Origin of the sequence: Rhodococcus sp. 05-2254-2 (assembly GCF_002259095.1) — a bacterium.
GTDB lineage: Bacteria > Actinomycetota > Actinomycetes > Mycobacteriales > Mycobacteriaceae > Rhodococcoides.
Genome location: NZ_NOZJ01000004.1, coordinates 197677 through 217686, shown reverse-complemented (window position 1 = coordinate 217686; position 20010 = coordinate 197677). Strand labels below are relative to the sequence as shown.

The 20010-nt window shown below is 65.4% G+C and carries 21 protein-coding genes; 2 read left to right on the top strand and 19 right to left on the bottom strand.

What is annotated here, in order from left to right; all coding sequences use genetic code 11:
* Positions 1-11: 11 nt before the first annotated feature.
* The 17 genes from CH283_RS07105 to CH283_RS07025 all read right to left on the bottom strand — a co-directional run bounded on the left by CH283_RS07105 (position 12) and on the right by CH283_RS07025 (position 15790).
* Complete coding sequence (locus tag CH283_RS07105; protein ID WP_094640746.1) at positions 12-806, bottom strand: hypothetical protein; 795 nt, start codon at positions 804-806, stop codon at positions 12-14.
* 7 nt (positions 807-813) lie between these two features.
* On the bottom strand, positions 814-1752 hold the full coding sequence (locus tag CH283_RS07100) for a fumarylacetoacetate hydrolase family protein (protein ID WP_094640745.1): 939 nt from the start codon (positions 1750-1752) through the stop codon (positions 814-816).
* A complete protein-coding gene (locus tag CH283_RS07095; protein WP_217901096.1) occupies positions 1749-2285 on the bottom strand; it encodes a flavin reductase family protein in 537 nt (178 codons plus the stop codon). The genes CH283_RS07100 and CH283_RS07095 overlap by 4 nt, the downstream gene beginning before the upstream one ends.
* Before the next feature lie 139 nt (positions 2286-2424).
* Positions 2425-3252, bottom strand: coding sequence for an IclR family transcriptional regulator (locus CH283_RS07090; protein WP_068055115.1), 828 nt, complete (start codon positions 3250-3252; stop codon positions 2425-2427).
* A gap of 74 nt (positions 3253-3326) precedes the next feature.
* Complete coding sequence (locus CH283_RS07085) at positions 3327-3965, bottom strand: 3-oxoacid CoA-transferase subunit B (protein ID WP_094640743.1); 639 nt, start codon at positions 3963-3965, stop codon at positions 3327-3329.
* Positions 3962-4681, bottom strand: coding sequence for a CoA transferase subunit A (locus CH283_RS07080; RefSeq protein ID WP_176460205.1), 720 nt, complete (start codon positions 4679-4681; stop codon positions 3962-3964). Before CH283_RS07080 ends, CH283_RS07085 begins: the two co-directional genes overlap by 4 nt.
* 32 nt (positions 4682-4713) lie before the next feature.
* Positions 4714-5406 carry an SDR family NAD(P)-dependent oxidoreductase gene (locus tag CH283_RS07075; RefSeq protein ID WP_094640741.1) on the bottom strand — a complete coding sequence of 231 codons (693 nt, stop codon included), beginning with the start codon at positions 5404-5406 and terminating at the stop codon, positions 4714-4716.
* Positions 5399-5815 (bottom strand): SRPBCC family protein, encoded by a 417-nt coding sequence (locus CH283_RS07070; RefSeq protein WP_094630222.1) that lies wholly within the window; start codon positions 5813-5815, stop codon positions 5399-5401. The genes CH283_RS07075 and CH283_RS07070 overlap by 8 nt, the downstream gene beginning before the upstream one ends.
* Positions 5816-5844: 29 nt before the next feature.
* Complete coding sequence (locus CH283_RS07065) at positions 5845-6486, bottom strand: NADPH-dependent F420 reductase (protein ID WP_176460188.1); 642 nt, start codon at positions 6484-6486, stop codon at positions 5845-5847.
* Positions 6483-7247, bottom strand: a complete 765-nt coding sequence (locus CH283_RS07060; protein ID WP_094640739.1) for an ABC transporter ATP-binding protein — start codon at positions 7245-7247, stop codon at positions 6483-6485. The genes CH283_RS07065 and CH283_RS07060 overlap by 4 nt, the downstream gene beginning before the upstream one ends.
* Positions 7244-8014, bottom strand: coding sequence for an ABC transporter ATP-binding protein (locus CH283_RS07055; RefSeq protein WP_094640738.1), 771 nt, complete (start codon positions 8012-8014; stop codon positions 7244-7246). The genes CH283_RS07060 and CH283_RS07055 overlap by 4 nt, the downstream gene beginning before the upstream one ends.
* Positions 8011-9993, bottom strand: coding sequence for a branched-chain amino acid ABC transporter permease (locus CH283_RS07050; protein ID WP_094640737.1), 1983 nt, complete (start codon positions 9991-9993; stop codon positions 8011-8013). The genes CH283_RS07055 and CH283_RS07050 overlap by 4 nt, the downstream gene beginning before the upstream one ends.
* A gap of 38 nt (positions 9994-10031) precedes the next feature.
* Complete coding sequence (locus CH283_RS07045) at positions 10032-11276, bottom strand: acyl-CoA dehydrogenase family protein (RefSeq protein ID WP_068055127.1); 1245 nt, start codon at positions 11274-11276, stop codon at positions 10032-10034.
* Between the two features lie 47 nt (positions 11277-11323).
* Positions 11324-12655, bottom strand: a complete 1332-nt coding sequence (locus CH283_RS07040) for an ABC transporter substrate-binding protein (protein WP_094640736.1) — start codon at positions 12653-12655, stop codon at positions 11324-11326.
* Positions 12656-12833: 178 nt separating this feature from the next.
* On the bottom strand, positions 12834-13601 hold the full coding sequence (locus CH283_RS07035; protein ID WP_255183125.1) for a dienelactone hydrolase family protein: 768 nt from the start codon (positions 13599-13601) through the stop codon (positions 12834-12836).
* 33 nt (positions 13602-13634) lie between these two features.
* Complete coding sequence (locus tag CH283_RS07030) at positions 13635-14090, bottom strand: VOC family protein (protein WP_068055139.1); 456 nt, start codon at positions 14088-14090, stop codon at positions 13635-13637.
* Between the two features lie 62 nt (positions 14091-14152).
* On the bottom strand, positions 14153-15790 hold the full coding sequence (locus tag CH283_RS07025; RefSeq protein ID WP_094640734.1) for an FAD-dependent monooxygenase: 1638 nt from the start codon (positions 15788-15790) through the stop codon (positions 14153-14155).
* A 351-nt stretch (positions 15791-16141) separates the two neighbouring features.
* Here CH283_RS07025 and CH283_RS07020 point away from each other — a divergent pair, with 351 nt between their 5' ends.
* On the top strand, positions 16142-17089 hold the full coding sequence (locus CH283_RS07020; protein ID WP_255183124.1) for a formylglycine-generating enzyme family protein: 948 nt from the start codon (positions 16142-16144) through the stop codon (positions 17087-17089).
* 200 nt (positions 17090-17289) lie between these two features.
* Positions 17290-18753 (top strand): MocR-like transcription factor YczR, encoded by a 1464-nt coding sequence (gene yczR, locus CH283_RS07015; protein ID WP_094640732.1) that lies wholly within the window; start codon positions 17290-17292, stop codon positions 18751-18753.
* A gap of 128 nt (positions 18754-18881) precedes the next feature.
* On the opposite strand, the gene CH283_RS07010 is transcribed toward yczR, so the two are convergent.
* Together CH283_RS07010 and CH283_RS07005 are read right to left on the bottom strand one after the other, a co-directional pair.
* Positions 18882-19331 carry a YdeI/OmpD-associated family protein gene (locus CH283_RS07010; RefSeq protein WP_094640731.1) on the bottom strand — a complete coding sequence of 150 codons (450 nt, stop codon included), beginning with the start codon at positions 19329-19331 and terminating at the stop codon, positions 18882-18884.
* A 112-nt stretch (positions 19332-19443) separates the two neighbouring features.
* Positions 19444-19911, bottom strand: coding sequence for an SRPBCC family protein (locus CH283_RS07005; protein ID WP_094640864.1), 468 nt, complete (start codon positions 19909-19911; stop codon positions 19444-19446).
* Between the last annotated feature and the right edge of the window lie 99 nt (positions 19912-20010).

Here is a 20010-nt window from a genome sequence, read left to right as displayed (position 1 = left end):
CGGCGAGGGACTTACTTCTCCGGTACGAAACGCAGGTGTTCCGGATCGACTGTAACGAACAGCATCCACCGATCACCGAGACCGCGCGTGACGTGGCCTGCTCCGGTCACGTCGTCGATGTAGGCGATGTCGCCTGCCACCGGCGAGGTCACCGTTCCGTCCCCGGTCTCGTTCTCGGCCCTGCCGTTGAGTGTGACGCCCAGCTGCGGCCTGGGCCCGTTGTGCCAGACGCCCGGAACGTACCCGTCCTCGCCGTAATCGCGGCGGGTGACGAATGCTCCGAGCGAACGCGGCCACTGCTCGACCGGCGGTACCGGAGCCAGATCACTCGGCCAGCGCAGCGGCTCGGTCCGAGAGGTTCCGCCGTCGTCGTAGATCCACGTCAGCGACGGCCGTCCCTGCCGGACGGTCGGGTCGGGTCGGGCTTCGTTGTCGCCTGCTTCGGGCAGCCAGTCGTCCAGCGCGAGGTAGAGCAACCACGCGAAGCCGTCCCAGGTCATCGTCATGGTCTCGGGACTGGCGACGTTCGCGAACACCAGGTCTCCGGCGGTCAGCACAGCCGGGCTGCGGTCGCGTACATCCACCCGCACCTCGCCCGAGAGCACCACAACGGCGTGTGACCCGAGCGAGGTGGGGGCGGGGACGTCGACCATCCGAGCTCGGGTGAGCCAGAAAGCCGTTGCCGGAACGACATTGGCCGGACCTTTGACGCGTGAGTCGCGGTGCGGCAGGAAGGCATCTCCGGCGTCGATTCCTCCGTACGTCTCGGAATCGCCGAGGGTCTCGTGCACGCGAAGCACTTTCATCGGGCGGTCATTCGGCTGTGGGGGCGTAGCGTCCGCTCAGCTGAGGCGGAGTCCGACCCTTGTTTCCCGCTTCGGTCCATTCGTGGCGGGTCTGACGTCCCCAGGTGCGGTGCAGCTCGTCACTGATGTTGACGCTGAGCCGGCCGAGGTCGCCCACTTGCAAGTCGATGCGGTCGCCGTCCTGAAAGGCATGCAGTCCACGATGATTGGTGCCGGTGGCGATGATGTCGCCGGGCTCGAGAGCATGCATGTGCGAGACGAACTCGACGGACTCGGCGATGCTGTACGCCATGTCGTCTGTGTCGAACTCCTGCTTGATCTCTTCGTTGTTCCACAGCGTGACCGGCATGTTCTGAGGGTTCGGCACCTCGTCGGCGGTCACCAGGTAAGGGCCGATCGGGCAGAAGGTCTCCCGGGACTTCATCTGGTAGAAAGCGTTCTCCCGCGGCGGAATTCCGCGTGCAGAACCGTCGATCAGGTTGGTGTAGCCGAAGATGTGGTCGTACGCATCGGCTGCCGAGACGTTGTGCGCGCGCTTGCCGATGATGATGGCCAGCTCCGCCTCGCCCTCGAAGATCGTCGCTGCGACGTCGGGCAACACCATGGTGTCGCCGTGGCCGATGATCGAATTGGGAGACTTCGCGAATCCGTTGATCGGCGGCCGCTCGGGCAGGGTGCCGTTCTCCATGTAGTTGCGCGCCATGCAGTCGATGTTCGACGGCCGAGGGATCGGCGGACGAATACGCACTGCGCTCAACGGAATTCCGTCACCTGCGGCCACTGCGGCTTCGAGGCGTTCGCGGTAGGTGGCCCAGCCCTCGATGACGCCGCGGATGACGTCCTGCGGATGCGCCGCCGGGATGTCCTTGACTTCGCCACTGAGGTCGATCACGTTGCCGCCGTAGAGGGCTCCGAGTTTGAAATCATCGAAGAAGAGAAGCTTCATGGTGTTGCACCTTTCGTTGGGGGTTGGGGGTTGGGTACGAAACGTCCGTACCGGCCGCGGAAGAAGACCAGAGCGCTGCCGTCCTCGGCCGCGCTGAGACTGTGTACGCGGGCCACGACGATCGTGTGATCGCCTGCCGCGTATTCGGCGTACATCTCGCAGTTGAGCCAGGCCACCGCGTCGTCCAGGGCCGGGCCCGCCGACTGGTCGTGCCAGGACGTGCCTGCGAAACGATCGGTGTTGCGCGCCGAGAACTGGCGTGATGCCTGCTCGTGATGGTCGGCCAGAATGCTGATGCAGAACCGGCCTGCCGCTCTGATGGCCGGCCAGGTGGTCGAGGTGCGGGCCACGCAGATCGACACCAGCGCGGGGTCAAGGGAGACGGCGGTGAACGAGTTCACCGCGATCCCGGTTCGACCGGACGCTCCCTCCGACGCTATGACGACAACGCCGGTAGGCAAGTGGCCCAATACTTTTCGGAAGAGCAGTCCCGCATCCGCTGCGGCGGGTGTTTCGGTGGTCGACGTCGCCATGAGACAGTCCATTCGGATTGCGATTCCGTCTAATGGAATCTTATTTCAACCGACTTTACGTGACGTCGAACACTGCCGTCAACCCTCGGGAAGGACGGAGTGCAGCGGACGCCATTGCGTCAGAAAGGTTTCGGGGAAATCAGTGACCCGAGTCGGTCTCGGGCATTGCGATATCGAGAGCGGACGCAGGCAGATCTCCCGCGGCGCGCAGCCGTTCCGACATCTCCCGTGCCAACGAGAGCAACTGCTGAATGATTTCCGCATCACGATCGGGTTCGATCTTGCCCAGGCACAGCATCGCGGCGATGGGACGCCGATCGGCGTCGAGGACCGGGGCCGCGATTCCGCGCCCGGTGTCGAACCGCTCGAAGTTGTCGACGGCGTAGCCCTGCTCCTGGATGCGCGAGAACTCCGCCTCCATGGCATCCGGGTCGGTGATCGTGTTGGGCGTGAACCGCCGCAGTCCGTCGTTCTCGTACAGATTGCGACGCTGCTCGTACGGCATGTACGACAGCAGAAGTTTGCCGTCGGCCATGGCGTACGCGGGCTGCGGATGCCCGGGTTCGAACTCGATGAACTCGGTGTGTGCTCCCGCCACGCGCGAGAGCTGAACGGCCTTGACCCCGACGAGGGTGCTCAGAACGGCATCGTGGCCGGACCATTCCGCCAGCCGCGAGAGATACATCCGCGCGTCGTGCAGAACCGGATTGGTGACCATTCCGACGCTGCCGATTCCGATGGCGTGCATTCCGAGTCGGTACTTCGCGGTGCGCGAATTCTGTTCCACCCAACCGACACTGACGAGAGTGCCGAGGATGCGGTGCACACTGGCCGGTGACAGTCGAACGAACTGGGCGAGTTCTACGATGCCCAGCGGGTACGGATGCTCGGCCAGAGCCGTGACGATGCGGGTGGCCCGGGACACTGCGCGCACATGGCCGGCGTCTCGATTCTCGCGCTCGTTCACAAAGCCTCCATGGGAGGTGAGCTTACTGGTCGGCCCTGTCACGTCACCGTTCAACGCCCCCGTGGCCGGGCTCGTCACGTCATCACGGACGCCCCCGTCAGCCGGCGCACGTCGGGGATCGTCACCCCTGGCGCCACTTCACGCAATGCGAAACCCCGTAGCGTGACGTCCAGAACGCCGAGATTGGTGACGATGCGGTCCACCACCGCGCGTCCGGTCAGCGGGAACGTGCACTGCTGCACCAGTTTGGGTGTGCCGTCCTTGCCCGCGTGTTCCATGACGACGATGACGCGGCCCGCACCGGCAACGAGATCCATCGCCCCGCCCATCCCCCGCACCATGTGGCCGGGCATCATCCAGTTGGCCAGGTCGCCGGTCGACGAGACCTCCATCGCGCCGAGAACCGTCACGTCGATGTGTCCGCCGCGGATCATGGCGAACGACGTGGACGAGGACACGAACGATGCGCCGGGTAGCACCGTGATCGGTTCGGTTCCGGCATTGATCAGGTCGGTGTCCAGGCATTCCGGCAGCGGTGTCGGGCCGACGGCCAGGACGCCGTTCTCGCTGTGCACGGTCACTCCGAGCGAGGACGGCAGATGGTTGGCCACGCGGGTGGGCAGACCGATCCCGAGGTTGACGCTCTGCCCGGGACGCAGTTCCTGCGCGGCTCGTCGCGCCATCTCGTCCCGGTTCCAGCCGAGGCCGGTCATGCGACCACCTCGTCCGGTACTTCGACCACACGCTGGACGAACACGCCGGAGAGCTGAACGGAGTCGGGATCGAGTGCGCCGGGTTCGACGATGCGCTCGGCCTCGACGACGGTGATGCGGCCTGCCATCGCCACGTCCGGGTTGAAGTTCTGCGCCGAGGCCCGGAATATCGCGTTGCCGGCCGTGTCTGCCACCGCGGCGCGTACGAGCGCGTAGTCGGTCACGATGCCCTCTTCGAGCACGTACTCACGCTCGCGGCCGCCGAGTCCGAAGCGTCGAATCTCTTTGGCAGCGGACGCTTTCACCACGTTCCCGGCCGGGTCGTACCGATGCGGCATGCCGCCGTCGGAGACGAGGGTGCCGACCCCGGTGGGGGTGAAGAAGGCGGCGATGCCCGCCCCGCCGGCCCGAAGCCGCTCGGCCAACGTGCCCTGCGGTGTCAGCTCCACCTCGATCTCGCCGCTCATGTACTGCCGCGCGAATTCTTCGTTCGCTCCGATGTACGACGCGATCACGCGGTCGATGCGGCGGTCGTGCAGCAGCAGAGCCAGGCCGGCTCCGTTGACTCCACAGTTGTTCGCCACGACGGTCAGGCCGGAGGCACCCTGGGCACGCAGTGCCCGCACCAGCGCCCACGGCACTCCGGCGGTGCCGAATCCCCCGACGCCGATGCTCGCGCCGTGAGGAATGTCGGCGACGGCGTCGGCGGCCGACATTCGTTTACCGGTTCGCACTGCAACATTCGACGTCACAGCAGCACCAACCCGCCGTCGGGACAGAGCGTCTGACCGGTGATGGCCTGACTCTCCGGCCGCACCAGGAACGCGACGACGTTGGCCACGTCGTCGGGAACCAGTGGACGCGGAAGTGCCTGCCGGCGCAGTACGTCGTCCTTGACGTGCTGCTCCATGCCGCCGACCGGCGGTGGCGTCAGGCCCGGTGCCACGCAGTTCACCGTGATGCCCGACGCGCCGAGCGAGCGTGCCAGCGAGCGTGACGCACCGATGAGCGCTCCCTTGCTGGTGATGTACGGCAGCATGTCCGACACCGGCGGTGGGTTGAAGAAGGTGTCGGACACGAGCAACACCACGCGTCCGAATCCTCGCTCGGTCATGCCCGGTTCGAGTTCCTGGACCAGCCACAGCGGAGCTTCGACGTTGACGGCCATGACGTTGCGCAGCACCGTGGCGTCCAGATCGGCGAGGGTCGCCCGCTGGAACGAGACCCCGGCGTGGACGAGGACGTCGACGCGGCCGTGTTCGGCGAGCACTGCCCGCGCGGCGGCGCGCACGGCGTGTTCGTCGGACAGGTCGACCGCCGGATCACCGTGCAAGTCGAGCGCCACCACGTGGTGGCCGGAGGCGCGGAGCTGGTCGACGACAGCCGACCCGATGAACCCCGCTCCTCCGGTCACCAGTGCGACGGGGGCGTCGTCAGCCACCGAATTTGCTGTTCAGGCCGTCGAGTGCGCCGTCGATGTCCGCTCCGATACCGACGCGGGCACCGTCCTGCATCTCCTCGGGCACGTCGGCCTCGATGGCGTATTCCACCTCGGAGCCGTCGCCTGCTTCGCGCACGGTGAAGGTGGCGGCGAGGTGCTGCATCGGTCCGGGCTGGCCCGGCACCAACTCGTAGGTGAGCGATCGGGCGGCGTCGTCCTGGGCCGCGATGCGGTCGAAGACCGAGTCGCCGCGGGAGAAGTCGACCTTGCGGCTACCGTCGGCCTGCATCTCCACGGCGTCGATGTGCGGCTGCCAGGAGGCGTAGCCGCCGAAGTCGCTGACGAACGACCAGACCTCGTCGGCCTTGGCGGTGAGGGTGGTCGTCTTGCTCAACTGAACGATGGTCATGGTGTTCTCCTCGAATTGTGTTGGTAGGTCTAGCTCTTGGCTGCAGCAAGCTTGGCCTCGGCGGCCGGGACGCTGAGCATGTCCATGTCACCGGGCAGTGCACCGCCCATCCCTTGAAGCGCTCCGCCGGTGTGCAGATCGCCCGTGTCGATGGCGACACCACCGATGGTCGCGAGGAGATCTGTCACCAGCTTCTTCGCGTCGTCGTCGTCGCCTGCCATGTAGACCGCGTGCTGAGGATCGGCTCCGGCCGACAGTGTGGTCGCCATGATGTGGATGGGAGTGACGTTGAGCGCCTTGACCACTCGCGCACCCGGTACGTACTCGGCGACCACCTCGCTCGAGATCCGGCCGCCGATGTCGATGACGCCCTGCGGACCGGGGGCGGTCCGGTTGTTCGTCGTGTCGACGACGATCTTGCCGTCCCAGTTCTCGACGACCGAAACGGCCGCGGCGGTCTTGCCCCACGGGGTGGCCAGGAAGACGAGGTCGGTGCTGTCCACGGCCTCCTGCACCGTTCCCGCGGAGCAGTGTCCGTTGAACTCGTCGACGATGTCCGCCAACGATTCCGGGCCGCGCGAGTTGCTGAGGATGACGTCGTGTCCGGCCCGAGTGAAGAGTCCGGCCAATGCCTGACCCATTCGTCCGGCTCCGATGATTCCTATTTTCATTTCTCTCCTTCTGTGGTGGTGGTTGTTGTCGCCAGGTCCGCTTCGCTTGCGTCCCATTGGTCCCCGCCCAGGTAGCTGGCTCGGACCAGCCCCTTGTCCTGCAGTAGTACCTGGGCGTCGTGTCCGGCCGAGATGTCGCCGTGGGCCATCAGGTAGGCCCGGTCCGAGATTCCGAGGGCGAGCTCCACGTGCTGCTCGACGAGCAGGACGCCGCAACCGGTGTCGTCGGCGAACCGGCGAATGACCGGCAGCAGTGCCTGCACGATGACCGGCGCGAGTCCGAGGCTGAGTTCGTCCAGCAGCAGCAGCGCCGGTTTGCGGGCGAGCGCCCGGCCCACGGCCAACATCTGCTGCTCGCCTCCCGAGAGAACTCCCGCAAGACGGTTGCTCAGTTTCGTCAGCGCCGGGAAGTAGTCGAAAGCGAGGTCGGCATCGAGAGTCTCACCGCGCCTGCGTAACTTGAAGTGTTCGGCGACGGTCAGACCGAAGAACAGTCCTCGATCTTCGGGCACGTGGGCGATGCCGCGGCGAGCCCGGTTAGTCGGTGACAGTGCCTCGAGGCTCTCCCCCTGCAGGCTCACCCCGCCCTCGAACGAACGCACGAGCCCCGAGACTGCCTTGAGAGTGGTGGTCTTGCCTGCGCCGTTGGGCCCGAGCAGAGCCACCACCTCGCCTGTCCCGACCTCGATGCCGATGTCGCGAACGACCGCCGACCGTTGGTAGCCGGCCGAGAGATGATCGACGCTCAGAACTGCGCTCATGTCCGGTCCTTTCCTGCCGAGGCGACGTCATGACCGAGGTACGCCGAGATCACACGGGGGTCGGATCGCACGACGTGTGGCAGCCCCTGGGCGATCACCTGACCGAACTCGAGTACGACGACGTAGTCGCAGGTTCCGAACACGAACGAGATGTCGTGGTCGATCAGCAACATCGGTGTTCCGTGATCACCCAGGCTGCGCAATTGCTTTCCGAGAAACGAACTTTCGGTGGTATCAAGGCCGGCGGCGGGCTCGTCGAGGCACAGAATCGCCGGCTCGGACGCGAGCGCCCTGGCGATTCCGACGAGTTTGCGTTGCCCCTCGGAGAGTTCGGTGGGCAGCGCCCGAGCCAGGTGGCCGATTCCCACGTCAGCGAGAGTCTTTGTTGCGCCGGCGATATCGTCGATGCCGAGGCCGAACATGCCGGCTATCGTCGATTTCACGGTGGGCTGACGTGAGGCCACGGCGAGGTTCTCCGCCACCGTCAGATCGTCGAACAGCTCGACGGCCTGCCAGGTGCGGCACAGACCTTGTCGTACTCGTGCGTGGGGACGCAGGCCGCTGACGTCGCGACCACCGATCTCGATGGACCCACCGGCCGGAACGAACCCGGTGATGGCGTCGACGAAGGTGGTCTTGCCTGCTCCGTTGGGTCCGATCAGGCCGACGATCTGGCCCGGGCGTACCTGCAGGTCGACGCCGCGCAGCGCGTGCACGCCGCCGAACCGTACTTCGATGTTGCGGGCTTCGAGAACGTTGGTCGTCATGTTCGCACGCTCTTCATCCGTGGCAGTTCCGGCACGAGGGTGTCGATACCGGTCGTCTTGCGTTCCTTCTTGATCGACCTCGACACGAGCAGGCCGTCCGGGAAGAACCGCAGTTGGAGCAGCAGACCGCCGCCGATGAGCAGCTGCACGTACAGGGAGATGTGGTCTGCGGGGAGAACGTATTTCTGCAGAATCAGCGGTATCACCGAACCGATCGCTCCGAAGCCGGCCAGCACGGCTCCCTGCGGCAGCGTCACGCCGAGTACGTAGACGCTCGCCACCAGAGTCAGCGCGACGGAGATCCCGTAGCTGTTCGCCGAGACGGTGCCGAACTGGTAGGCGTACATCACGCCGGCCACTCCGGCCAGAGCCGAGGTGATGCCGAAGGCGACGATCTTGACCGTCCGCACGTTGACTCCGGCTGCGGCTGCGGCACGTTCGTTGGAGCGGATGGCCAACATCTGACGACCGAGGTCGCTGTTGCGGAGGTAGACCACACCCATGTATGCGAGGGTGGCGACCACCAGTGCGACGAGTCCGAACACCGGGCTCGGTAGTGCGCCGTCCAGTCCGCGCAGGCCGGAGTCGGGTCCGAAGTTGAATCCGAACAGTGTGGGTGAGGCCACGGGTGCGCCGGTCTGACCGCCGCCCCATTCGGAGTTGGCGAACACGAATTGTTCGATGGCCACGGCCGCGGCGAGGGTCACCACCACCAGGGTCACTCCGCGCACTCTCAGGGCCGCGGCTCCGATTCCCACGCCCAGTGCGGTCGCCGCGAGAACGGCGATGATCGGGGCGGCCGGGAAGCCGAGACCGAATTCGGTGCCGAGCCGCGAGACTGCGAACGCGGCGAATCCGGCGAGCGCGAGTTGCACCACCGACAGCTGCCCGACGTATCCCATGATGACGATGAACGACAGGCACAGGACGGTCGCGACCAGGCCGGTGGTGATGGCCTGACGTAGGTCCGAGGGGAGGACGAGCAGTGCGATCGCTCCGACGACGAAGACGGGGCCGACGCGGCGCAGCAGGTGCTCCTGGCGGGGTACCGCCGGGAGCGAGCGTCCGACGAATTCGCCGCGCTGCGGCAGTGTCGAACCCTTCCACCACAGTGCGATGACGATCAGCAGGAACTCTGTGAGCTGCTGCAACCCGGGTGGAGTGATTCCGTCCTGCGTCGGGAACCAGGCCATGGTCGAGGCGTAGGACAGCAGCGACTCGGCCATCCCGATGAGAAGACCTGCTGCGCAGGCAATTCCGATCGAGCTGAAACCCGCGAACAACGCAGCGGCCAAGGCCGGGATCACCAGCAGCGGCAGCGTCGAGGCGCTGACTCCGACGATGGAGGCGGCCAGGATGCCGACGAAGCCGGCCGTGACATAGGCGAGTACGGAGTTGGCCAGCGAGATCGACGACGGCGACAACCCGGCCAGGACGGCCGAACGCTCGCTCTCCGACGCCGCGCGGGTCGCAATTCCGAAGCGGGTGAAGCGGTAGAGCGCCGCCAGTGCCGTCGAGATCAGGACGACCACTGCGGCCAGAATCAGTTGTGCCACCGGCACTGTCACGCCACCGACCTCGACGACCGAGTCGGTCAATACCGCTGGGCTGTTGAGCGGAGCGGTGCCGAACACGAGCTGCACCACTGCTTGCAGCAGCAGCAGTACGCCGATGGACGCGACGAGTTTGGCGAGCGGCGAGGCGGATCTGAGCGGTTTGACGGCGGCGAACTCGACCATGACGGCGAGCAGAGCCATCGCCAGCAGCGTGACCACTATTGCTGCGGGAGTGGTCAATGCGGGGGCGAAGAACCCGGTGCGCAGGGACCAGAAGAGGTAGCCGGCGACCATGACCACGGCACCGGCCGCGATGTTGATCGTTCCGCTACCGCGCCAGCTGAGTACGACGCCGACCGCGATCATCGCGATCAGTGCGCCGGTACCCAACCCGAGCAGAGCGAACAGGAAGACGGTATCCATGCGCTACGCCCGCCCGAGTCGAATCGAGGGCCCGGCCATCACGCGAGCGGTGCCGGCGAGAGATCGAAGTGCTCCTGGGCGAACATCTGCGCGAAGGTCTCCCACTGCAGGCCCACATTGGTTCGCGCCGTGGACATGTCGCGGTAGTAACGCTGCATGCGTGAGCCGTTTCGGCCGCCTTCGCTGGTTCCCGAGGTACGGAACAGCAACTCGACGGCTTCCCAGGCGAGGTTGACGGCGTGGTGGGTGCTGGCGTTGATGTTCATCAGGTCCTCGGGCTCGAACTCGCCGCCATCCTGTACCGACGACGCGCACAGCTCGGAGTAGTGCTGGCTCATCTTCACCAGGATGTCCTCGGCCGCACGGATCTTGCCGGCCGCGACGCCCCAGTAGCGCTGGAAATCCGGGGACGTGAAGCGCGGAAGTGGGTTGGGGCCCATGGTCTTCTTGGTCCGCAGGATGCGCTCGTACTCGTCGAGCGCGGCCCAGGCGCAGCCCACCAGTACCGAGGTGATCTCGAGCTGCAGGTAGCCCATGGGATGGCCTGCGTACATCGGATTGCCGTGCAGCTCGTAACCGGGAGTCTTCAGTCCGCCGCGGAACTGCAGCAGGCTGCCGCGCACCACGTTCTCCTCCGGCACCGCGGTGCCGGAGACGGTGATGCTGTTCGAGCCGCTGCCGCGCATACCGAACGCGCGCTCTTTCCAATCGTCCTGCAGGATCCAGCCGTTGCGCGGAACGAGAGCCAAGCCCTGGCCGGTCTTCTCGCCGCCTTCGACGAGGCGCACCGCGAGAATGGCGTGGGTCGAGTAGGGCGATCCCGAGCAGTAGTCCCAGGTTCCGTCGACGCTCCAGCGACCGTCGTCCTGCAGCGTCGCGGTACCCATCGGCACGCCGCGCATCGGGGCTGCGAAGTCCCCGCCGGGTCCGATCGCCTCGGCTTGCGCCTTCTCGTCGAACAATCCACCGATCTGCAGTCCGTGACCGGAGGCGAGGCACAGGCACCAGCCCGAACCCGGGCAGCCGCGGGCGATTTCGATGATCATCCTGACGAACGAGGTGACGTCGTATTCGAGCCCACCGAAACGCTGTGGGAGCAAGGTGCGGTAGAAGCCGGCCTCCTTGAACAGTTCGTGAGTCTCGGGCGAGTAGGTGCCGCGAGCGTCGGTCGAATCCTGTTCTGCGAGCAGGTGATCACGGAAGGATCGTGCTCGTTCGATGAGGACTTCCGGACTCGACGCGGGGCTGGAATGTTCGACGGTGTCGTTGGCTACAGCGGTCATGATGGTCTTCTTTCTCGAGAGTGTGGGGGCTGTCGGAGATCGATGTGTCAGGTGCCCGATGGTTCGAGCCAGTCGGTGAGCGCGGTGTACGAGCCGTCGCCGGTGTATTCGAAGACTCGAGTCTGGGCACCGCACAGGCCCGGCTCGGCGGTGTTCGCGCCGCAAGCGACGGTGGCGCTACCCAACAGCAGTGGGCCGGTGAAGGACTTCGCCTGTTCGGCGATCGCCGGCGCGGTTGCTTCGGAACCGCCTGCGGCATTGAGGAATCGGGTCGCTGTGGCGACCAACCCCCAGGCGAGGGCGGCGTCGGGAGTGGTCTGGGACGTCTCGGACAGTCCGGCGGTCGTCGAGGCGTCGATGTACGACTGGACGTCGGGCTGGCTCATGTCGGCGACGTTGGTCTGGGTGGAGATCTGCTGCCACTTCGGTGCGTCACCACCGAGCCCCTGCGCCACCTGGTCGGTGAAGCAGAACGAGCCGGCTCCGATGATGGGGGCCGTCACGGCCAGCGTGTCGAGGGCCTTGGCCGCGGCCACGCACGTCGGCGGCGTCGAGACGAGCGGCACGATGGCGTCGGCGTCCGATGCCCCCGAGGCCACTGCTGCTGCGGTGAGGTTGGTGGTCGAGGGGTCGAAGCCGACGGCCTTGACCTCGATTCCCACGGAGTCGAGTGCGGTCTGCAGAACCTTTGCACCATCGGCACTTTGAGCGTTCTGCGGGTAGATCAGCGCCACAGACTTCGCGCCGACCACGGTGTCCAGGTAGGTCGTCAGTCCACGGAAGATCGACGACGGGTTGCCGTTGTAGATGAAGACGTTGTCGCTCTGAGCGTCGGTGGAGCTGATGGAGTTGGCCATCAGGATCGGCTTCTGCCCCTTGTTGACCGCCAGGAACGACTGATTGCCGGTGATGGTCGAGCCGAACAGCACGGTCCGAACGTCCGGATCGTTGACCAGCTGCAGGCCGCAACTGTTGCCGTCCTGCTCGTTCTCGACGACGAAGCACGTCTCGAGCTTCAGCGGATGCCCGTCGATACCGCCGAGGTTCTCGTTCACGTACTTCACGGCAGCCTCGGCACCGTCGGTGGCGGCCGGGAATCCGAGGGCACCGCCCTGCTGATTGACCCATCCGATGGTGACGGGTTCGAGGCTCTGATCGGCCGCGCCTGCAGTTCCTCCGGTGTAGTCGACCAGGTCGGTGACAGCCGAGGTGTTGGTCTGGTCCGTTGCTACGGCCGTCGAGCCGCCGGTGGCGGTGCCGGTCGGTGATGCCGCTTCGGCGGCGCAGCCGGCGAGCACGGCCGACATGGTTGCCGCGATGACCATCAACTTCGCGGACTTCGACCCGGCCCTGGTGGGACGGGAGGGAGTGAGAGACATTGGGGTTCTTCCTTCGAGAGCGCGTGCGGGGTGCTCACGCGGTCTCGTGGACTACTCGCGTGGCCTTCGTGGAATGCGATTCCGAGGTACGGAATCGAGACTAGCCATGTGAGGGCCATCACACAACCCTCAATTCCTTCGGGTTTTCTGTGCGTTTCGACCCTCGCCTGAAAGTCGATCAGGATGCGTCGGACTTCAAGTGCACATCGAAGAAGGCGAAGACCTTCTTCCAGCCGTCCACCGCCTGTGCCTGCTGGTAATGCGGATGGTCGGTAGCGAAGAACCCATGTCCCGCACCGTCGTAACGATGGAACTCGAAATCTTTGCCGAGCCTGGTCAGCTCACGTTCGATGTCGTCGACCTGCGTCGGATCCGGATTGGTGTCGTCGTTACCGAAGATCCCCAACAGCGGAGCCGACATGTCCGGAGCCCGATGAATGACTCCCCGCGACGGGGCGTTCGGCTTCGTCGGATCGGGAGCCTGCGGCACGATGCTTCCACCCCAGCAGTCGACGGCGGCGTCCAACGCCGGCACGTCGCACGCCGCGAGGAAGGCCTGCCGTCCGCCGGAGCAGAATCCGATCACCCCGGCCTTACCGTTGGAGCCGGGCTGCGACTTGACGTAGTCGGTGGCCCCGGCGATGTCGCCCATCACCTGGTCGTTGGGCATGGCCTTTCCCAATCCCTCGGCCCGGGCCGCCGCAGCGACCTCGGCCCAGTGACCGGGACCGCGGCGGTGATAGAGATTCGGCGCGAGCGCCGCGTATCCGCACTCGGCGAACCGTCGGACCACCTCTTTGCACCAGAAGTCGAGCCCGGGTGCGTGGTGCAGCACGACGACGCTGCCCACCGGCTCGGCAGCGGTCGGTCGAGCCGAATAGCCCTCGATGCGGTCGCCGTTGTGGCCGGTGAACGCCACCACCTCGGCGATCATTCCTTCTTTCAACGCTCTTCTCCTCCGCGGTCCCGGCCGGGTTTCCTACGCCGCGACCATCTCGTCGAGGCGGCTGCGCAACTCCTCCTCGGACAGCGAGAGGTCGATGGGCTCGCTGAACGGCTGCGGCCATTCGATTCCGGTGTGCCAGTACACCTCCACTCGGTTTCCCTCGGGGTCACGGAAGTAGCAACCGAGCGCATTGCCGTGATTGCTGATGTGGTCGATGTCGTACTTGCGCTCCACGATCTGGGCATAGAACGCACGCAGGTCGGCCAACGAATCGACGACGAACGAGAGCTGCTGCGGATCGGTGTGGCGCTCGAGGTTCTTCGCGAGCAGGATCTCGTGGTGCTCCTCCGACGGCCGCGAACTGAGAAAGACGCGGCGTTCGTCGCGGTCGGTGACGGTCATTCCGAGGAATGTCGAGTAGAACTCCATCATGATCTCGGGGTCGGCGACGAACAGTCCGACGTGGCCTAGACGGGTGACTTTGGGCATGAGAGTGGGCCTTTCATTGTTGGGAGTTGCGGTTGGGTGTGGCTGCGGTTCGGTGTGACTGTTCAGGCGAAGGACACTGACCCGGTGACGACATCGAGCAGATGATCGAGATCGTCGGGTAGTGCGTCGCCGCGCCACGCGACGTGGTGATCCGAGCGGATCAATGTTGCGTTGGCGGAATACAATTCACCCAGATCGGTGAGGTCGGGGTCCTCGACGGTGAGGATCTGCAGTGGCACGTTGCGTTCGGCAGCTGCGTCGGTGAGTGCGCTGTGATCGACGTCGCCGAGCACGAGGAGCGTGAAGCCGTTCCCCAGGTGGTCGTACAGCGACGAGCCGTCCGCGAGCCAATGATGCGGTGCACGATTTCCGGGATAGGACGACGGGACGTAGTCCTCGAAAGACGGTGCAGGTTGGTCGGTTCCGTCACGGTAGATGATGGGAGACGACGAGTAGCGGTAGCCGAGTTGGCCGCCCATTCGCTTGAACTGACGGGCCTTCTGGATCGCGATGTCCTCGGCCACCTGGGCGCGGATCGCTTCGCCGACGGGGCCGTCGTCCTCGATACCGTCGCGCACCAGTTCGCGCGAACCCACGGCCTGATTGCTCTCGCAACCGGCGAGGATGAATCGCGCTGCTTCACCGCGTTCGATGCTGTAGCTCGGAAGCATCAGGGGGCCGCCCCAACCGTCGAGCAACGCGGCGAGCTTCCAGCCCAGGTCGGCAGCATCACCGATACCGATGTTCATGCCGAATCCGCCCATCGGCGAGACCATGTGGGCCGAGTCGCCGGCCAGCAGTACGCGGCCGAAGTCGAAGCGCGGTGCCTGGATCGAGTGGGTGATGAAGGTGCCGCCCGCGAGCGGCTCGACCTCGAACTCTTCACCGATCGCACGAAAGAGCATGGCGCGGCACGCTTCCCAGTCGTCACCGTCGACGTCCTCGGGTACGGGCGAGCAGAAGTAGGCCCAGTGATCGGTGCCCGACTGCGGAACCAGACTGTCGCCGGCGCGGTCCTCGTTGTAGAACAGCAGCATCGAGGCCATCGGTGTGGCCTTCCACAGCTCGGCCAGTGCCGGAGCCTTGATGTGCCACAGGAAGCTGCGCGCGAGGTTGGGGTGACCTTCCATTCGGACGTTGAGTCCGTCGCGACGGAGTCGGCTGCGACTGCCCTCGGACACCACCATGTACTGCGCCAGCAGTGTCTGTTCACCGTCCGGGGTGGAGACGGTGACGGTCACCCCGTGGTCGTCCTGCTCGAATTTCTTCACCTCGTTCTCGAAGCGGAGATCGATCAGCGGAAGGGACTTCACGCGGTCCCGCAGCGTCCTCTCGATTGCCTCGTTCGGGGCCCATTCCGCGACCTCGGATGCGATGGGCAGCCGCTCCGACCACTCGTATGCGCGGGGGAATCTCAAGACCTCGTGGCCGGTCAGACGGGTCACGAAGGCGACGTCACGATAGACCAACGGGCTCACAGGATCGTTGTCGCGCAATGCATCTGCGATGCCCCAGCGTCGGAAGTGCTCCATGGAGCGAACGTTGGTCATGTTGGCGCGCGCGACGATTCGTTCCTCCTCCGAACGCTTCTCGAACAGCACGCTCGGGATACCGCGAAGGGCGAGATCGATGGCCAACGCCATACCCACCGGCCCCGCACCCGAGATTGCGACGGGTACTTCGTTGGAACGAGATGCCACTGTCCACTCCTCTGAATTCCATGAACAATTCCATCTGATGGAATGTGTTTCCAAGATAACAGCGGGTTTGAGAAGTGGCAAGCATCACGTTTCGCTACTGACGGGTACTGCGGCTGCGAGCTGGGATGTCGCTGGTGGGGCCTGGGTGTCGCTGGCCGGCTCCCGATCCCGCAAACGCGCGCGCATTCGTCATACGCGCGCAAATTCGTGACGCGAAACCACTCGCGTTCAGCGAACGCGCACGCGTTTGCGAGGACTCAGGGGGTGCACAGACAAGGCGAAGGTCGATCGAAGCCGTTCAATTCCGTGACAGCGCAATGGCATTCCCCATCGATGTGTACGATCACCGCCATGAGTGCCCCACCCTTCCCCCGTATGCGGTGGGTGCCCGGCGGCCGGTTTCGGATGGGATCGGACTGGGCCGACTATCCCGAGGAAGCGCCCGTTCACGAGGTGAGTGTCGAGGGGTTCTGGGCGGACGAGACGCCGGTGACCGTCACTCAGTTCAGACGGTTCGTCAAAGCCACCGGGTACGTGACGGTGGCCGAGCGGCCGATGGATCCGGCGGACTATCCGGATGCGGATCCAACGCGTCTGGTGCCGAGTTCGCTGGTGTTCACCCCGACGCAGGGCCCGGTGGATCTGACGAATTGGCAGGGCTGGTGGCGGCTGATTCCGGGCGCGAACTGGGCGCATCCGGAGGGCCCGGGTTCCGGTATCGATGGACGCGAATTGCATCCGGTCACGCATGTGAGCTGGGAGGACGTGAACGCTTACGCCCAGTGGGCGGGCAAGGAACTACCCACCGAGGCCGAGTGGGAACGCGCGGCTCGCGGCGGGTTGAACGGCGCGGCCTACGCGTGGGGAGATCAACTGGCACCGATGGGTACGCAGTTGGCCAACTACTGGATCGGGGAATTCCCCTGGCAGAACCTCAAACCGGTCGCCGATCGTAGGACCACGGCCGTACGCTCGTATCCACCCAACGGCTACGGCTTGTACGACGCCACCGGAAACGTGTGGGAGTGGACGGCGGATTTCTACCGCACCGATCACAGCGAAACCGCCACCCACGCCTGCTGCGGACCCGCGATCGATCCGCGGGTCGCGTCGGCCGCGGGCAGCAACGATCCCGCCGGGACCATCTCGCGTCGGGTCATCAAGGGCGGGTCCCATCTGTGCGCCGAGAACTATTGCCGCCGTTATCGTCCCGCTGCTCGACAAGCGCAACCCGTCGACTCCGGCATGTCCCACATCGGGTTTCGCTGCATCGCCAGAGGCTCTGCACCGACTCGCTGAGCCGGAACGAGCGTCAGTCGGACTGAACACGACTCCGCGGCGGCCCGGCAGGCCCGCTTCTTCCGCCCTCGTGCAGAGCGACCACAGTCCACCCTGCACCCACCATGGACAGGACCAATACAGCTCCAATTGCGATCATGTGACCACAATGGACTGCTTTTGCCCCAAATAATGCAGTCCAGTGTGCGAGAGTGGCATGCATGGACTCGTTCGACGCCTCCGCCATCACGGCCCGGGATCTGGCCGCACGGATCGACCCAGCAACGTTGCGGAACCGATCCGGTGGTCCGCTCTACCTCGAGATCGCCGACGAGTTGCGGCGGTTGATCGAGAACGGTGAGGTGTCGGCCCAGACGCGTTTGCCTGCCGAGCGGGCGTTGTCGATCAGCTTGGACGTCAGTCGGGTGACGGTCGCATCGGCATACCGGCACCTGCGCGAGGGTGGGTGGATCAGCGCCCAGCGAGGCTCGGGTACCTACGTCTCGCCGACGGGTTCGATGCCGTCGTGGGGTTCACTGGCCGGCGACCGAGAGACTGCGAATCTGGAATTCGTCAACGCCTCCCCGTCGGCATCGCCGCTGTTGTCCGACGCGTACGGTGTTGCGGCAGAGAAGATTCGAGATCGTTTCACCTTGGGCGGGTACGCTCCGTCCGGTTTGTTCGAGCTCCGAGAGTCCATCGCCGCGTACTACCGGGGGCGCGGAGTGCCGACCACCGCCGACAACATCCTCGTCACCTCCGGTGCCACCGACGCCATCCACGCTGTGTTGGCGACGTTCACCGAGCCCGGGGCCCGCGTATTGGTGGAGCACCCGACGTATCCGGGTGTCGTCGAACTCGTCCACTCCCTCGGCGGTCGTTGCATCCCGGTGCCCATCGATCCGGACAACACCGACGAGTTCGTGGCTGCCGCCGACAGGTCCGCGCGGCAGAGTGCACCGACGTTGGCGTATTTCATGCCCGACTTCTCCAATCCGTCGGGTGCCCGACTCCCCCTGAGCACACGCCGACAGCTGTCCGCCACCATGCACCGCCACGGCGTACTGACCATCGTCGACGAGGTTGCAGCCGATCTGTCTCTCGACGGTTCACCGGATATCGAGCCCTTCGGAGCCGCCACTCCGGACGTGGCGACCGTGATCATCGGGTCCACGAGCAAGACGGTGTGGGGCGGGCTGCGAGTCGGGTGGGTTCGCGCCGAAGCCGGTCTGTTGGCGCGGGTCGCCGCAACCTATGCGCGACGCCAACTTTCGGTCTCGATCATCGATCAACTGGCGGCAATCGAGTTGTTGGGTAAGTACGACGAGGTACGACGAGTCCGCGCGGAGGCGTCGAGAACGGCCCGCGATCACACCGTCACATTGATGCGTGATCATCTGCCGGGCTGGCACTTTCGAGTTCCCGACGGCGGCCTGGCACTGTGGTGTTCCCTACCCGACGGCATTCGATCCAGCCATCTCGTCGCCGACGCCCAGTCGCAGGGACTGCTGCTGGCACCCGGACTGAGATTCGGAACGGGGTACGCCTTCGACGATCGACAGCGCATTCCGTTCACCCGTTCACTGTCCGACATCACCTCGGCGATCAAGATCCTCACTCGCCTGTCGTCGGAGAACACCCCGACGCCGGCCATCGCTTCCAGCACACCCGCTGCGGTGGTGTGAGCCCCGACGGCCATCGCGAACGCGCGCGCGTTCGCGAGACGCTCGCGAATTGGTCACCTGGTCAATGGCGGAATCGCGCACACCTGACGAATGCGCGCGCGTTTGCAACGTCGCAGGGCCGGCAGCACTCAGGGCCGCAGGGACTGGACGATTGCCGTGATACGCCGCTCGCGAGTGTCGTCCCGTTTCGCGTCGGCGACAGACCTTGCGTGTTCCTTTCGCGTCGACGGTGCCAGCGCATCGAACGCTGCTCGGACAGCCGGATCCGCGTCCAAGGCTGTCGCCAGCGCCGCCGGAACCTCGATCACCTGCGGCTGGTCGTCCAACTCGATCGTCACGTCGACGGTGTCTCCGGCCTCGACTCCGAGTGTGGCGCGAACGCTCTTGTTGAGTCCGAGCAAATTCTCGCCACCCATTCGGCCGATGCGCCCACGCACCGTCTGACCACCGATCGTGAACCGAACTGGTGGCGTTTTGGTGGAACCGAGGGACGCGACCTGCTCGTCAGTGAGCACAATGGCCGCTGCCGGGCCTCGTGATTCGAGAACCGTGGACATCCGCAGAACCGTCGCTGCCATGCGGACAGGCTATCGGTCGCAGGTGCGCTCAGTGTCCACAATTCGCGCCGAAAGGCGGGATTCCGTCGTCGGCCTCGAACAGTGGACAGGCAGCGCACCTGGCCGACAGGAATCAGGCTTCGGCTTCCACGATTCGCTTGATTGCGGCCAGGGTGCGGGGGATGCCGTCGAGTGCCGCCTGGCTGCGAGTGTCGATTTCCTTCTGCGCGTCGTCGCCGAACTTGCTGTGGAAGAAGGCGATGCCGTCGGGCAGGAAGTTCCAGTTCTCGGTCAGTCGTGTTCCGCCATCGACGGTTTCGAGGGTATAGCCCCAGCGAACGAAGTTGTCGCCCACCACCCACGCGAACTCGCGACCCGGGTCGGCTACGGCGACCGTCGACACGGTCTCCCACGTGCGACCGGGCACCACATTGCGGCCGGTGAAGGTCGATCCGACGCCACCGCCGTCGGCCTCGTTCCACCAGCACTCCTGGCAGATCGGGCTCCATTCGCCTGTTCGGGTGATGTCGGAGACAACGGCGTACGCGTCGTCGACCGACGCATCGATGAGGACGGATTCGGAGAACTCGAGTGCAGTCATCTCTCCATTGTCCATCTGGCACCCGCGAAGCTGTGAGCAGACCCGCTGCCTACAGCAGAACTATTGGCATGCAATCGAATTGGGACTCACACTCGAACC

Excerpts from the sequence above, each read along its gene's own strand:
- CH283_RS07070 (WP_094630222.1), bottom strand. The coding sequence starts at position 5,815 with ATGACCATCGTTCAGTTGAGCAAGACGACCACCCTCACCGCCAAGGCC.
- CH283_RS07085 (WP_094640743.1), bottom strand. The coding sequence starts at position 3,965 with ATGACCGGCCTCGGCTGGAACCGGGACGAGATGGCGCGACGAGCCGCG.
- CH283_RS07060 (WP_094640739.1), bottom strand. The coding sequence starts at position 7,247 with ATGAGCGCAGTTCTGAGCGTCGATCATCTCTCGGCCGGCTACCAACGG.
- CH283_RS07065 (WP_176460188.1), bottom strand. The coding sequence starts at position 6,486 with ATGAAAATAGGAATCATCGGAGCCGGACGAATGGGTCAGGCATTGGCC.
- CH283_RS07005 (WP_094640864.1), bottom strand. The coding sequence starts at position 19,911 with ATGACTGCACTCGAGTTCTCCGAATCCGTCCTCATCGATGCGTCGGTC.
- CH283_RS07020 (WP_255183124.1), top strand. The coding sequence starts at position 16,142 with ATGAGTGCCCCACCCTTCCCCCGTATGCGGTGGGTGCCCGGCGGCCGG.
- CH283_RS07030 (WP_068055139.1), bottom strand. The coding sequence starts at position 14,090 with ATGCCCAAAGTCACCCGTCTAGGCCACGTCGGACTGTTCGTCGCCGAC.
- CH283_RS07040 (WP_094640736.1), bottom strand. The coding sequence starts at position 12,655 with ATGTCTCTCACTCCCTCCCGTCCCACCAGGGCCGGGTCGAAGTCCGCG.
- CH283_RS07045 (WP_068055127.1), bottom strand. The coding sequence starts at position 11,276 with ATGACCGCTGTAGCCAACGACACCGTCGAACATTCCAGCCCCGCGTCG.
- CH283_RS07105 (WP_094640746.1), bottom strand. The coding sequence starts at position 806 with ATGAAAGTGCTTCGCGTGCACGAGACCCTCGGCGATTCCGAGACGTAC.
- CH283_RS07050 (WP_094640737.1), bottom strand. The coding sequence starts at position 9,993 with ATGGATACCGTCTTCCTGTTCGCTCTGCTCGGGTTGGGTACCGGCGCA.
- CH283_RS07095 (WP_217901096.1), bottom strand. The coding sequence starts at position 2,285 with ATGGCGACGTCGACCACCGAAACACCCGCCGCAGCGGATGCGGGACTG.
- yczR (WP_094640732.1), top strand. The coding sequence starts at position 17,290 with ATGGACTCGTTCGACGCCTCCGCCATCACGGCCCGGGATCTGGCCGCA.
- CH283_RS07100 (WP_094640745.1), bottom strand. The coding sequence starts at position 1,752 with ATGAAGCTTCTCTTCTTCGATGATTTCAAACTCGGAGCCCTCTACGGC.
- CH283_RS07080 (WP_176460205.1), bottom strand. The coding sequence starts at position 4,681 with ATGTCGGCCGCCGACGCCGTCGCCGACATTCCTCACGGCGCGAGCATC.
- CH283_RS07010 (WP_094640731.1), bottom strand. The coding sequence starts at position 19,331 with ATGGCAGCGACGGTTCTGCGGATGTCCACGGTTCTCGAATCACGAGGC.
- CH283_RS07055 (WP_094640738.1), bottom strand. The coding sequence starts at position 8,014 with ATGACGACCAACGTTCTCGAAGCCCGCAACATCGAAGTACGGTTCGGC.